Genomic DNA, 13,642 nt, shown 5'->3' with positions numbered 1-13,642 from the left:
CTCTACTTTTTATATTTATTTATCGCTTCAAATGCCGCATGCTGTTCTGCAGTCTTTTTACTTCCTCCAACACCTGTTCCAATTACTGTATTTCCCAGTCTTGCTTCAATGGTAAACTGCTTTTTATGATCCGGACCTTCTTCTTTTACAAGGACATACTGCAGTGTTTCATTTCCCTCTCCCTGAACAATTTCCTGAAGATGTGTCTTTGCATCAAAAAATAAAACTTTATTTTCCACATCTTTCATTAAATATGTTTCTATAAATGTTCTTGCCGCTTCCAATCCCTGATCCAGATAAATAGCTCCAATTACAGCTTCGAATGCATCCGACAGAATAGAATCCCTTTCCCTTCCGCCTGTCATATCTTCTCCTCTGCTTAAAAGCAGATAATCTCCTAAAGAAATATCTTTGGCACACATTGCCAGTGTTGGCTCACATACAAGGCTTGCACGTAATTTTGTAAGCTTTCCCTCCGGCTCTTTCTTATATATTCGAAACAGATAATCACTTGTAACTAATTCCAGAACCGCATCTCCTAAAAACTCCAAACGTTCATTATTCTTGTCTTTACTCATTTTTCGTTCATTTGCATAAGAACTGTGTATCAAAGCATGAGTAAGAAGTTTCTGATTATGGAATTTTATTCCAATTTTATTCTGTAATTCCTCCACTTTTTTTTCTTTCATTACTTCTGTCCTTTTTCCCTTGTAATTTCAGCCTTTATTTTTTCATTTATCTCCTGTTCTGAAAATGTAATACATTGAATAATTGCATTTTTCATTTCTTTTGCAGTAGCAGACCCATGTACTTTCACTACCAATCCATTCAATCCAAGAAGTGGTGCACCGCCATATTCAGATGCATCAAATCTTTTTAATGTTTTTTTCAATGCAGGCTTAGCCAAAAGAGCACCTATTTTACTTTTTAAAGTACTCATCATTCCTGCCTTAATCTCTTTAACAAGTACTCCTGATAATCCTTCTGATAATTTTAATATGGTATTTCCAACAAAAGCATCACATAATACTACATCTGCCGCACCATATGGCACATCTCTTGGCTCAATACTTCCGGTATAATTTAATCCTTCACAGGCCTTTAACAAAGGAGCTGTCTCTTTTACCAGCTGATTTCCTTTTGCTTCTTCCACACCTACATTAACCAATGCAACTTTTGGAGATTGAACTCCAATTACATGTTCCATATAAATAGATCCCATTTTGGCAAATTCCACCAGATATTCCGGCTTGGCATCCATATTTGCTCCTGCATCAATCAAAAGCATAACTCCCTTAGCTGTAGGCATAATTGCACCAAGAGGTGCTCGCTTTACCCCTTTTATTCGTCCCACCAGGAACTGACCTCCTACCAGTACAGCTCCAGAACTTCCAGCAGAAACAAATGCATCTGCAGTCTGATCTTTAACCATCTTCATTGCAACTACCATGGAAGAATCTTTCTTCTTACGAATCGCTTCCACCGGTGATTCGTCACAAGAAATTTCTTCTTCTGCATTTACCACTTCTATCTGCTCGCTTTTATAACGATATTTTTTTAATTCTTCATGGATTTTTGCTGACTTCCCAACTAGAAATACTTTAATATTATTTCTTTCATTTACTGCATCAACAGCACCTTTTACGATTTCCCCTGGCGCATTGTCTCCACCCATTGCATCCAGTGCAACTTTCACTAATTTCTCCATAATTGATTTACTCCTTTTCTAGAAATCTTTACTAATTCAAAGTGGCAATTTCCTATGAAACAAAAAAGTTCTTTGAGATAAGGAAAGCACCATACGCCTAAACGTATGATGCTTTCACCGAAAGTACGCTTCCACGTACAAATTATTCAGCATGTGCTGCAACAATTTCTTTTTTATTGTAAGATCCGCAGGCTTTACATACTCTGTGAGGCATCATCAGCGCACCACATTTGCTGCATTTAACAAGTGTTGGAGCAGTCATCTTCCAGTTTGCTCTACGTTTGTTTCTTCTTCCTTTGGATGATTTATTCTTTGGACAAATTGACATTGGTTTACACCTCCTTAAAATTCTTAAAAATATCCTGAATAGCTGCCATACGAGGGTCTGCCACCGTACGATCGCAGCCACACTCTTTTTTATTCAGATTTGTTCCACATACCGGACAAAGTCCTTTACAGTCTTCTCTGCATAAAAGCTTTGACGGAAGCTTCGGAACAACTTCATCGAAGATCAGTAAATCCATATCCAGTTCTCTGTCCTCAATATATGAGAACTCGCCATCTTCCTGATTCAGATGATCAAAATCCACTTCTTCCATTACATCTACAATGACGGTATACAACACTTCATCCAGGCATCGATCACATGGAATCCCAAGAATCATCTCCGTCTTAAAACTCCAGGAAACCGTATTCTTCCCAGTATTCTGAAATGTAACCGGAAACTTATCTTTCTTACGGATGGGATAAGACACACCTTTTAGCTTAATCTCATCCATATCAACATATGCTTCCTGTGTTTCTGCATAATTTGGTGTCGAAATAAATTTTGATAACTGTAATTTCATACTATCTCCTAAAAAATCATACCGTACTATTATACGAATGCAACAACAGTTTGTCAAGGAATTTCCCTTACTTTTTTGTCAGGAAACTATTTTACCAATGCAACTGTATCTCTGGCAATCATTAATTCTTCATTTGTTGGAACACAAAGAAGTGCAACTTTAGAGTCATCAGCAGAAATTACTGCATTTTCTCCATGAACATCATTCTTTTTATCATCCAGCTTTGCACCAAGATATCCAAGATAATCACAAATCGCTGCTCGTGTAATATCATCGTTTTCACCAAGACCAGCTGTAAATGCAATTGCATCTACTCCATTCATTGCCGCTGTATATGCCCCAATGTATTTTGCCACACGATAAACATATGCATCTAATGCTGCTGTTGCAGCTTCATTTCCTTCTGCTCTTGCTGCTTTTACATCTCTGAAATCAGAGGATACTCCTGATAATCCGTATACTCCTGACTCTTTATTAAGAATATTTAATACTTCAGAAGCTGTTTTATTTTCTTTATTTGCAATAAATTCAATAATTGCAGGATCTAAATCTCCGGAACGAGTTCCCATAATCAATCCTTCCAATGGTGTCAATCCCATGGAAGTGTCTACAGATTTTCCGCCTTCCACTGCTGTTACACTTGCTCCGTTTCCAAGGTGACATACAATAATCTTTAAATCTTTAATATCTTTTCCTAACATCTTTGCAGCTTCTGTTGAAACAAACTGATGAGAAGTTCCATGAAAACCATAGCGACGAATTCCGTCTTCATCATAATATTTACGAGGAATTCCATATAAATAAGCTTTTTCAGGCATTGTCTGATGAAATGCTGTATCAAATACTGCCACCATTGGAAGATTTGGCATTAATTCCTGACATGCACGTACACCAATTAATCCGGCAGGATTATGAAGCGGTGCAAATACACTACATTCTTCAACTTCTTTTATAACTTCATCTGTAATGATACAGGATTTTGTAAATTTTTCTCCACCATGTACAATACGATGTCCAACTGCTTCAATTTCATCAAGACTTTCTACAACACCATTTTCCTTATCTGTCAGCTGGTCCAGCACAATTCCGATTGCTGTCTTGTGATCTGGCATTGCAGGTGTAGATTTGATTTTATCTTTTCCTGCAGGCTGATGTGTTAATGCACCATCAATTCCAATTCTTTCACACAGTCCTTTTGCCAGTACAGTTTCTGTATCAGAATCGATTAACTGATATTTTAATGATGAACTTCCACAGTTAATTACTAAAACTTTCATTTACTATTCTCCTTACTTGTCTGATTTCTATTTATCCTCTTCTAATGCCGCTGCCTGCACACATGTAATTGCAACCGCACCTACGATATCAGATGCTACGCATCCTCTTGATAAGTCATTTACAGGTTTTGCAATTCCCTGAGTAATAGGGCCGTATGCCTGAGCATTACCCAGTCTCTGTACCAGCTTATAACCGATATTTCCAGCATCAAGGTCTGGGAATACTAAAACATTTGCTTTTCCTGCGACTTCACTTCTTGGTGCCTTTGTTGCTGCAACTTCAGGTACAATAGCTGCATCCAGCTGTAATTCACCACAAATCAGATACTCCGGATATTTTTCTTTTGCAATATTTGTTGCTTCTACTACTTTAGTTACATCATCATGTTTTGCACTTCCACATGTTGAATGAGAAAGCATGGCCACTCTTGGTACATCCCCAATCAGCTGTTTAAATGTTTTTGCAGAACTTGATGCAATTGCTGCCAGCTGTTCCGGATTAGGATTCTGGTTCAGACCACAGTCTGCAAACACAAAACATCCGTTTGACCCCATATCTTTTGCCTGAGTATCCATTAACATAAATGCAGAAACAATTTCAGTATTTGGTGCTGTTTTTACAACCTGCAGTGCTGCACGAAGTACATTTGCTGATGAATTAATGGCCCCTGCCACCATACCGTCTGCATGTCCTGCGCGAACCATTGTAGCTCCAAAAAATAAAGGATTAGAGAGAAGAATTTCCTTGGCATCTTCCGGAAGTAATCCCTTACTTTTTCTTGCTTCACATAGAGATTCAATATATGTATTGAGATTTTCACAATTTGCAGGATCGACAAAAACAGCTTTTGAAATATCCAATTCTCCTGCTTTTGCCAGAATATCTTCTTTCTTTCCCACTAAAATGACATCTGCAATTCCTTCTTCCAGCACTTCTGCTGCTGCAGTTAAAGTTCTAATGTCTGTTGTCTCAGGCAATACGACTGTCTTTTTGTTAGCCTTTGCCTTTTTCTTGATTTCATCAATAACACTCATTTGCGTTGCTCCTTTCAACTTTCCACAAAGATGAATTTAATCCTTTCAAATTATACAACATCATCATCTTGTATACAACATTTGCATATGTATTTTTCGTTGTACATTTTAGTTCAAACCGTATTTATAAAACCGGTTCCGTTTATTACATAACTATATTCATTCTACATTCTTTTGTTTTATATGACAAGATGTTCAATCTTTATTTTTCATTTTTTGTGCAGTTTTACTTTTTTTTCATTCTCATTTATAATACAATTACTGAAAAAAATATGAAAGAAAGGACAGGTCTATGAAAACCGCCGCAATAATTTGTGAATACAACCCTTTTCATAACGGACATGCATACCATATCCAGAAAACAAAAGAAGAAACAGGTGCAGAATATATTGTTGCATTAATGAGTGGAAACTATGTTCAAAGAGGTACTCCTGCCATTCTGGAAAAACAGATTCGAACCCAGATGGCATTACAAAATGGTGCTGATCTGGTCATTGAACTTCCTTTATATTTCGCATGCGGTTCAGCTCCGTATTTTGCTTCGGGAAGTGTTTCTCTTCTAAATCATTTGGGCATCATTGATACATTATCATTTGGAAGTGAATGCGGAAATATTTCCCTTTTAAAGGAAATCGCTTCTTTTCTACTAGAATACGAAAACACAATTTCATCAGAAACATCCCAGTTAATAAAACTCGGCCATCCGTTTCCAAAAGCACAGGAAATAGCTTTCACCAAACACTGCCCGGATTCATCATGGCTTCCCGTTATAAGAGAACCAAATAATATTCTTGGACTGGAATATCTTAAAGCATTGCTTTCCAGTAAAAGTTCTATAAAACCTTTTAGTCTTTCACGTACCGGCAGTGGTCATCATGAAAATCAGCTGACCTCTAAAATAAGTTCTGCCTCTGCTATTCGAAATATAATAGAAAAAGAGCCTGACAATCCGTCAATTTTTTCACAAATTCCTGAAAACTGTAAATGTATATTAAAAGAGCATCTTCAATCTGATGCTCCAGTTACAATGGATGATTTTTCAGAAATTTTAAAAACATTGCTGATTCTCCACCCCAACCTTACTGATTTCTGGGAAATATCATCGGACTTCCAGGATATGCTTCACAAATATTATCGTCCGGATATTACATGCACAGAGCTAATAGCTGACTGTAAAAGCAAACATCTTACCTGGACACGCATCAGCAGAAACCTGTTGCACATTATACTAAATATTACAAAATCACATTATCAAATAATTAACAATCTGGATTATTCTCTTTACTATCAGATTTTGGGGTTTAAAAAAGAATCCTCCTTTTTGATTTCTGAAATGAAAAGAAACGCTTCTGTTCCAATGGTTCGGCATCTTCGTCCGTGGAAAGATGCTCTATCTCCTGAACAGAATTTTCTTTTAAGTTCCGAAAGACAGGCCGATTCTCTATACAAAATGATTCTAGGTGAAAAATTCGGTATCTGCTGGAAAGATCAGCAAATTATCGTCTAGTTTTCTCTCCTGCCACATAAAATATATTATATGTGGCAGGAGGTTCTATATGAAAAAAATAGTTTCCCAGATTCTTTTTTTATGCTTCACAGCTATTCTTCTTTTTTTCCCGGAACAATCCATTGAAGGTGCCCGAAACGGTCTTCTTCTTTGGTCCGGAACTATTGTCCCTACCTTGCTTCCCTTTTTACTTCTTACCGGTTTCATGAATAAATATCATACTCTTCATTATGTTTCATGGCTGTTTTTCCCGATTTACCGGTTATTTCCTCTTTTAAACAGAGATTTGGCCTACACTCTCATTCTTGGCTTTTTCTGCGGGTATCCTCTAGGCGGAAAAATCATTAATGATCTTGTGCTATCCGGTTCCTACACAAAAAAAGAAGGGCAGTTCCTTCTTGCAGTATGTAACAATGTAAGTCCAATGTTCACCATTGGTTATACTTTAACTTTAATATTACATAGCAGGGTACCTGTCCCTCTTTTCTTTTTTTGCCTTTATGCACCAAATATATGCTTTTTTCTGTTTCTTCTCAACTTAAGCCGAGAAAAGCAATTTCTCTATATCCATCAACAGCCAGAGGGATTTGCCCCTAAAAAAACTACTGATGAAATCATTTTCGATGCTTTACACTCAATTTTTGCTATTGGGATTTATATTATGCTGTTTTCCATTGGTACAAATCTTTTAACTTCCTTTAGACCCTTTGGGGTTTTTTCTGATATTATTATTGGATGTCTGGAAATCACTACCGGAATTACTTACTGGGGATCCCTTCCAATTCCTCTTTCTGTAAAAATCGCCATCCTCTGTGCTATCAGTTCTTTTGGCGGCATCTGTAGCATAATGCAGACCAAAAGCGTATGTAAAGAAAGTCAGCTTTCACTTTTTCCTTATGTGTTCCTAAAATCCTTTTTTGCTGTTATCAGCGGTATCTTAGCTTTATTGCTCTTTTGACAGAAAGTCTTCAACAGTTCTGGTCTTGACACGTGGCATAGTCACTCCTGAAAGCTGTTCATCTATTTCCTGCCCATTAACTTTAATAGATTCCAGATCAGAATCTAAAGTTGATAACAATTGGTCAAAAACACTTTTCTGTGCATCTCTTACACTTTCCACATATCCTTGGACATCTTCCATAATTTCTCTGGCATATTGTAATGCTCCAACACGTATTTGATCAGCTTCTTCATTAGCATTATGAATCAGTCCCTGAGCATGATTCTGGGCGGTTGTTTCAATTTCATCCGCTCTCATTTTTGCCATTTCAACAATTTCATTTTCATCAATCAGAGTTCCTGCCTCCGAAGCAGCCTGATTAAGCATTTCCTGAGCTTTTACTCTTGCATCTTCCAAAATAGACTCTTTATTCATAATAATCTTATGACTTCTCTCAATCTCACCTGGAATCTGTTTTCTCAATTCCTCAATTACAGTCATCAAAACATCTTTATCCATGATAACCTTGCCAGGACTAAATCGTGCAGGCTTTGCCTCATCAATCAGTACTTCAATATCATCTATCATTTCATGTAAATACTTCTCACTCATTTTTTGCAGTCCCTCCTATTTTTCAAACTTCTTTTTCAGACATTTTTCTACAGACGCAGGTACCATATCTGATACATCTCCTCCATATGAAGCAATTTCCTTTACAATAGTCGAACTCACATATGAATAATCAATGCTTGTAGTAAAAAACATAGTATCCAGTTCTTTATTCAGTTTACTGTTAATCTGTGCAATCTGAAGCTCATATTCAAAATCTGTCACGGCACGTAATCCACGAACAGAAACATTGGCATTATGTTCTTTGGCAAAATCAACCAGTAATCCTGAAAAAGAGGTTACTTCAACATTATCCAAATGTTTAGTTACATCTTTAATCATTTGAACTTTTTCTTCTGTTGTAAATAAAGGGGTTTTGGCACTGTTTACCAAAACGGCAATTATTAATTTGTCAAATACCTTTGCAGAACGTTCAATAATATCTAAATGCCCATAAGTTACCGGATCAAAACTTCCGGGATAAACGGCAATACTCATCTTCCTCTTCCTCCTAAGCTTTCCTCAGAAATGTATGTTTGTTTGTTTTATAGTCTTTCTCACGTATAATCTTAAGATTCTCAAACCATTCTTCTGAAATTTCTGTATCAAGAGACGATTCCACGATCACAATAGTATCCTGCCCACAAATTGATGACTGATCTAAAAGTGTCAGAATCTTTTTTTCAAATCCTTTAGCATATGGAGGATCCATAAAAATAAAATCAAACACTTTGCCTGAAAGTTTTCCAATAGCAGAGGACACATCTGTAGCCATAACTGTAGCATACTCATTTAAATGAGTATGTCTCAGGTTTTCTTTAATACACCGGATTGGCTTTCCTGCACTTTCAACAAAATATGCTTCCCTTGCTCCTCTGCTTAGTGCTTCAATTCCTATTCCGCCACTTCCTGCAAATAAATCCAGAAACAAACAGCCAGGGATATCATACTGAATCATATTGAACAGAGTTTCTTTTATTCGATCCTGTGTAGGTCTTGTCTCCATTCCTTCTATAGTCTTTAATTTTAAACTTTTTGCACTTCCTGCTATAACTCTCATCTAACAAACATTCCTTATTTTTTACTTTTCTTTATTTTATTATATACACAGATTTTGTCAACTAAATTTCAGCAGGTTCAATACTTCATACAATCTGTTTTTACAAAAAAGGAAAAGCATTTTTATACTTCTTGTATCTGCCATTACAAAATTTTCTTCCGGGAACAAAACGGACAAGGCCTTTCCATGAACTAAAAATAATTAAGCGGGCTACAGATTTTTCATCTGCAGCCCGCCAGTTTACATAACTGATTTGTCTTTTGTTTTCCTTATCGGGACATTTCTTCTTCCTGTCTGCGGATCATTTTACGGACCATTTCTCCTCCTACAGAACCAGCCTGAGCTGTTGTCAGATGTCCATTATATCCTTCTTTTAAGTCTACCCCGATTTCATTTGCTACTTCAAACTTAAATCTGTCTAATGCCCCTCTTGCTTCTGGCACTTCAACTCTGTTTGATCCTTTGCTTCTTGCTGAAGTTCGTTCTTCCATTTGAATTTCCTCCATTTCTTTTGTAGTTATTTGTTACGCTGATAGTATGTGCCAACAAACAAAAGATACACTAGGAGTTTTTACATAAACTAACATTTTTTTCAAATTTCAATAACGAACTCTAAATCCTTTTTCATTTTCACACAATGGGCTTTCTTCAACTTCAATATCATCCACTCTAACAAATCGATTTCCATATTTAATTGTCTCTAAAAACTGCTGCACCTGAAGTCTTGTCCCTTGAACTTCTGCAGTTACTGAACCATCATACATATTTTTCACCCATCCAGTTAAATGATATCGTTCTGCATTCATATTGACAAAGAAACGAAATCCGACACCTTGAACTCTTCCTGTAAATCTCAAATAATATCGTACCATCTTAATATCCTCCCTATAATTTGTGTGCAAGGCTGATCTGTTTTTCTAAACGACTATTTTTTAACTGTGAAAAATCAAAATTATCTTCCTCCAGTTGTTTCACCGCATCTGATGCCTGCTTCATAATATCTGCATTTGTATATATATCTGCCAGAACAAAATCCATCATCCCGCTTTGTCTCACTCCAAAAAAATCACCTGGTCCACGTAATTTTAAATCTTCATTTGCAATATAAAAACCATCATTGGATTTATTGAGTACTTCCAGCCTTTCCATCGTTTCTTTCTTTTTAGATCCGGTCATAAAAATACAGTAAGATTGATGTTTTCCCCGTCCAACACGACCTCTCAACTGATGAAGCTGAGCAAGTCCGAAACGCTCTGCATTTTCAACCATCATTACTGTGGCATTAGGAACATTAACTCCTACTTCCACTACCGTTGTTGAAACTAAAATATCAATATTTCCTTCTGAAAAGTCATCCATAATTTTCTGTTTTTCAGCTGGTTTCATTTTACCATGTAAATAGCTGATTCGTACAGATGGAGAGAAATTTTTTTCCAGTATTTTTGCATACTGAATGACATTCTCTCCTTCCATTGCTTCACTCTCTTCCACCATGGGACATATTACATATACCTGTCGCCCTTCTTTCACCTGTTTTTCCATAAATCTATATGCCGTAGGACGATAACTTATATTAACAACACAATTTTTAATCGGTAACCGATTTGAAGGAAGTTCATCTACAATAGATACATCCAGATCACCATACAGAATAATGGCTAAAGTCCTGGGGATTGGTGTTGCACTCATAACAAGAACATGTGGTTTTTCACCTTTCATAGATAATTTTTCTCTTTGTCTTACTCCAAATCTGTGCTGTTCATCTGTAATAACCAATGCCAGCTGGTCATATTCAACCTTGTCCTGTATTAAAGCATGAGTTCCAATAATTATATCAGCCTCATGTTTCTTAATCTGTTCATACCGCTCTTTCTTTTCCTTTTGCTTTGTTGATCCTGTTAAAAGAACTGTCTTTATACCAAAAGGATTTAACAGTTCTTCAAAAGTCTCAAAATGCTGATTAGCCAGCACTTCCGTAGGTGCCATTAAAACTCCTTGATATCCTGCTTTTGCACACATTAAAAGCAAAATCACTGCCAGAATTGTTTTTCCTGAACCTACATCACCCTGAACAAGACGGTTCATAATCTTCCCTGAATTTAAATCCTCTGTCATTTCCTTTAACGCCCGTTTCTGTGCTCCAGTCAGCTGGTAAGGCAAACCTTCTATCAGCTGTTTTACTTCTTTACAAACAGGAATTCTATAACCATGCTCTCCGCCTTCTTCATTTTGTGACAACATTTTCATTGCAGAAATAAAAATAAAAAATTCATCAAATATCAGTCTTTTTTTTGCTGCAATCAGCTGTTCTCTGGATTCAGGGAAATGGATATTCCAAATTGCTTCACTATAATCCATAGGATGATAACAGGATAATATCTGTTCGGGAAGGTATTCTGGGATTGTCCTGATATAACTTTCTGTCTGTTTAACTGCCTTAGAGACAATCTTATTGGTAAGTCCTGTAGTCATTGGATATACCGGTTGTAATGTCTGCTTCTGTGCCTGATAAGTTTCCTGTGTGAAAATTTCCGGGTGTTCCATAGTTAGTCGTCCATTTTTAAAAACAGGAGTACCTGTCAATATATAATCTTCTCCTCGGTGAAGCTGTTTTTTCAAATACGGCATATTAAACCATGTAAAAGTCATTGTTCCCGTATGATCCTTTCCAAGGCATGTTACAATTTTCATCTTTCTGATATAACGTATATTTATCTCAGAACTGATTCTTACAAAAACAGAGGCTCGTTGTCCCACTTGAAGTTCTGAAATATCAATGGGATCTTCATAGGTAAGATAATACCTTGGATACATAGAAATCAAACTGTCAATATTACTCACGCCAAGCTTTGCAAATGCAGCTCCTGTTTTTTCTCCAATTCCCTTTAATTCTATTATGCTCGTTGTCCCATCCATTAACTTTTCCTCTCTATATTTGAGAACTTTCTCTTCTTTGATACATCGAAAAAAGGAGGAGCCTGACATGCTCCTCCTTTCCTGATTCTTTTACTCTACAGATAACAGGAAATAATAGATTGGCTGTCCACCATACTCAAGCTGAACATCACAATCTTCATACTTTTCTTCAACCTTTTCAAGAAGCGCCTGTGCATCTTCTTCTTTCATATCCTGTCCATAATAAATGCAGATTAATTCACTGTCTTCATCAACCATATCATTAATAAGATCTAATGTAACGGTCTCAATACTGCTTCCCACTTCCTGAATTCCATCATCATCAATTCCCATGATATCATCAATTTTGATTTCTTTTCCATTGATAGAAGTATCACGAACTGCATAGGTTACTTCACCGGTCTTTACACATTCGATAATTTCCTTCATATTTTCTTCATTAGTTTCAACATCCTGTTCCGCCTCGAAACCTATAAACGCAGAAATTCCCTGCGGTACTGTGGTTGTCGGTATAATAATAATATTCTTATCTTCCACCAGCGACTGTGCCTGTGTTGCTGCAAGAATAATATTTTTATTATTTGGTAAAATGAAGATTGTATCTGCGTTCACCTGATCAATGGCATTGAGCATATCTTCTGTACTAGGATTCATAGTCTGTCCGCCTTCAATCAGATAATCAACACCTAATCCACGAAAAATCTCATTTAATCCTTCTCCAATTGAAACAGCCACAAATCCATATGGTTTCCGAGGTTCTTCTTTTTTGGATTCCTCCGCCTGAAGCTGAAGACGTTCTTCATGTTCCTCTCTCATATTATCAATTTTCATACTTGTCAGAGCACCATAGGACAATCCTTTTTCAATAGCCTTTCCAGGATGATTGGTATGAACATGAACTTTCACTATATCTTCATCCCCTACTACAACTACACAATCTCCTATTCCTGACAAATATTTTTTGAAATCCTGTTCGTTCTCATCTGTCCATTCTTTTTCTGTCATGACAATAAATTCTGTACAATATCCAAATTTAATATCTTCTCCCTGAGAAGGAACATCTGAAGTGGACACTTTCCCCGTTGTTTTTGGTACATCTGAAAGATCAATTTCTTTACCAAGCAGAACATCAACGGTTCCCTGTAAAAATTCTACCAGTCCCTGTCCTCCAGAATCCACAACACCTGCTTCTTTTAAAACAGGAAGCATTTCTGGTGTTTTCTTAAGAATATCGTTTGCTTCTTCCATTACAATCTCAGCAAACTTTTCAAATTCTTCTTCTTTTCTCGCGATTCTTACAGCCTTTTCTGCAGTAACCTTTGCAACGGTCAGAATCGTTCCCTCTTTGGGTTTCATTACTGCTTTATAAGCTGTACTAACAGCATGTTTGAATCCTTCGGCTACTGCTTTTGTATCAAGAACCTCTTTATCCTTCACACCTTTATAAAAGCCACGAAACAGCTGTGATAAAATTACACCTGAGTTTCCTCTTGCTCCTCGAAGCGATCCACCAGATAATCCTCTTGTCACTTCTTTAATAGTCACTTCCATGACATTTCCAACTTCTTTGGCTGCTGCCATGGCTGTCATAGTCATATTCGTACCTGTATCTCCATCAGGAACAGGAAATACATTCAGTTCATTGATATATTCTTTATGTGCCTCTAATCGTTTTGCACCGCCAATTAACATCTTTTGTAACAAAGACGCATCTATTTGCTTCATATTCTTTCTGCCTCCAT

At 36.7% G+C, this 13,642-nt stretch carries 15 protein-coding genes; 2 read left to right on the top strand and 13 right to left on the bottom strand.

Annotated features, from left to right (window positions below):
• Positions 1-2 precede the first annotated feature (2 nt).
• The 6 genes from rnc to pta form a co-directional block, all read right to left on the bottom strand.
• Positions 3-689, bottom strand: a complete 687-nt coding sequence (rnc, locus tag KTB61_RS01400) for a ribonuclease III (protein WP_075759037.1) — start codon at positions 687-689, stop codon at positions 3-5.
• Entirely contained in the window at positions 689-1,708 is a 1,020-nt protein-coding gene (plsX, locus tag KTB61_RS01395; protein WP_075759038.1) for a phosphate acyltransferase PlsX, read from the bottom strand. The genes rnc and plsX overlap by 1 nt, the downstream gene beginning before the upstream one ends.
• A 142-nt stretch (positions 1,709-1,850) precedes the next feature.
• Positions 1,851-2,036 carry a 50S ribosomal protein L32 gene (gene rpmF / locus KTB61_RS01390; RefSeq protein ID WP_075759039.1) on the bottom strand — a complete coding sequence of 62 codons (186 nt, stop codon included), beginning with the start codon at positions 2,034-2,036 and terminating at the stop codon, positions 1,851-1,853.
• 4 nt (positions 2,037-2,040) lie between these two features.
• The gene (locus tag KTB61_RS01385; RefSeq protein WP_216696648.1) at positions 2,041-2,556 is read right to left on the bottom strand and encodes a YceD family protein; all 516 of its coding nucleotides are present in this window, start codon (positions 2,554-2,556) and stop codon (positions 2,041-2,043) included.
• Between the two features lie 86 nt (positions 2,557-2,642).
• Positions 2,643-3,833, bottom strand: a complete 1,191-nt coding sequence (locus KTB61_RS01380; protein WP_075759041.1) for an acetate/propionate family kinase — start codon at positions 3,831-3,833, stop codon at positions 2,643-2,645.
• Positions 3,834-3,860: 27 nt separating this feature from the next.
• Positions 3,861-4,868: a phosphate acetyltransferase gene (gene pta / locus KTB61_RS01375; RefSeq protein ID WP_075759042.1), complete on the bottom strand. Its 1,008-nt coding sequence runs from the start codon at positions 4,866-4,868 to the stop codon at positions 3,861-3,863.
• 292 nt (positions 4,869-5,160) lie between these two features.
• On the opposite strand from pta, the gene KTB61_RS01370 reads away from it, so the two are divergent.
• Entirely contained in the window at positions 5,161-6,375 is a 1,215-nt protein-coding gene (locus KTB61_RS01370) for a tRNA(Met) cytidine acetate ligase (RefSeq protein WP_075759043.1), read from the top strand.
• A gap of 49 nt (positions 6,376-6,424) precedes the next feature.
• Entirely contained in the window at positions 6,425-7,333 is a 909-nt protein-coding gene (locus KTB61_RS01365; protein WP_075759044.1) for a sporulation protein, read from the top strand.
• On the opposite strand, the gene KTB61_RS01360 is transcribed toward KTB61_RS01365, so the two are convergent.
• From KTB61_RS01360 to KTB61_RS01330, 7 genes are all read right to left on the bottom strand, one after another.
• The gene (locus KTB61_RS01360; RefSeq protein WP_075759045.1) at positions 7,319-7,927 is read right to left on the bottom strand and encodes an ATP synthase subunit B family protein; all 609 of its coding nucleotides are present in this window, start codon (positions 7,925-7,927) and stop codon (positions 7,319-7,321) included. The genes KTB61_RS01365 and KTB61_RS01360 overlap by 15 nt on opposite strands.
• Before the next feature lie 15 nt (positions 7,928-7,942).
• Positions 7,943-8,422, bottom strand: a complete 480-nt coding sequence (gene coaD, locus KTB61_RS01355) for a pantetheine-phosphate adenylyltransferase (protein WP_075759046.1) — start codon at positions 8,420-8,422, stop codon at positions 7,943-7,945.
• 13 nt (positions 8,423-8,435) lie between these two features.
• On the bottom strand, positions 8,436-8,984 hold the full coding sequence (gene rsmD / locus KTB61_RS01350) for a 16S rRNA (guanine(966)-N(2))-methyltransferase RsmD (protein WP_075759047.1): 549 nt from the start codon (positions 8,982-8,984) through the stop codon (positions 8,436-8,438).
• 269 nt (positions 8,985-9,253) lie between these two features.
• Positions 9,254-9,475, bottom strand: a complete 222-nt coding sequence (locus KTB61_RS01345) for an alpha/beta-type small acid-soluble spore protein (protein ID WP_075759048.1) — start codon at positions 9,473-9,475, stop codon at positions 9,254-9,256.
• A gap of 108 nt (positions 9,476-9,583) precedes the next feature.
• On the bottom strand, positions 9,584-9,856 hold the full coding sequence (locus tag KTB61_RS01340; RefSeq protein WP_075759049.1) for an acylphosphatase: 273 nt from the start codon (positions 9,854-9,856) through the stop codon (positions 9,584-9,586).
• 13 nt (positions 9,857-9,869) lie between these two features.
• Entirely contained in the window at positions 9,870-11,969 is a 2,100-nt protein-coding gene (recG, locus tag KTB61_RS01335) for an ATP-dependent DNA helicase RecG (RefSeq protein ID WP_269145766.1), read from the bottom strand.
• Positions 11,970-11,990: 21 nt separating this feature from the next.
• Positions 11,991-13,625 (bottom strand): DAK2 domain-containing protein, encoded by a 1,635-nt coding sequence (locus KTB61_RS01330; protein ID WP_075759050.1) that lies wholly within the window; start codon positions 13,623-13,625, stop codon positions 11,991-11,993.
• Positions 13,626-13,642 lie beyond the last annotated feature (17 nt).

The sequence above is a fragment of the Anaerostipes faecalis genome (assembly GCF_018982945.1).
GTDB classification, from domain to species: domain Bacteria; phylum Bacillota; class Clostridia; order Lachnospirales; family Lachnospiraceae; genus Anaerostipes; species Anaerostipes faecalis.
This window is presented reverse-complemented; position numbering and strand designations above follow the sequence as displayed.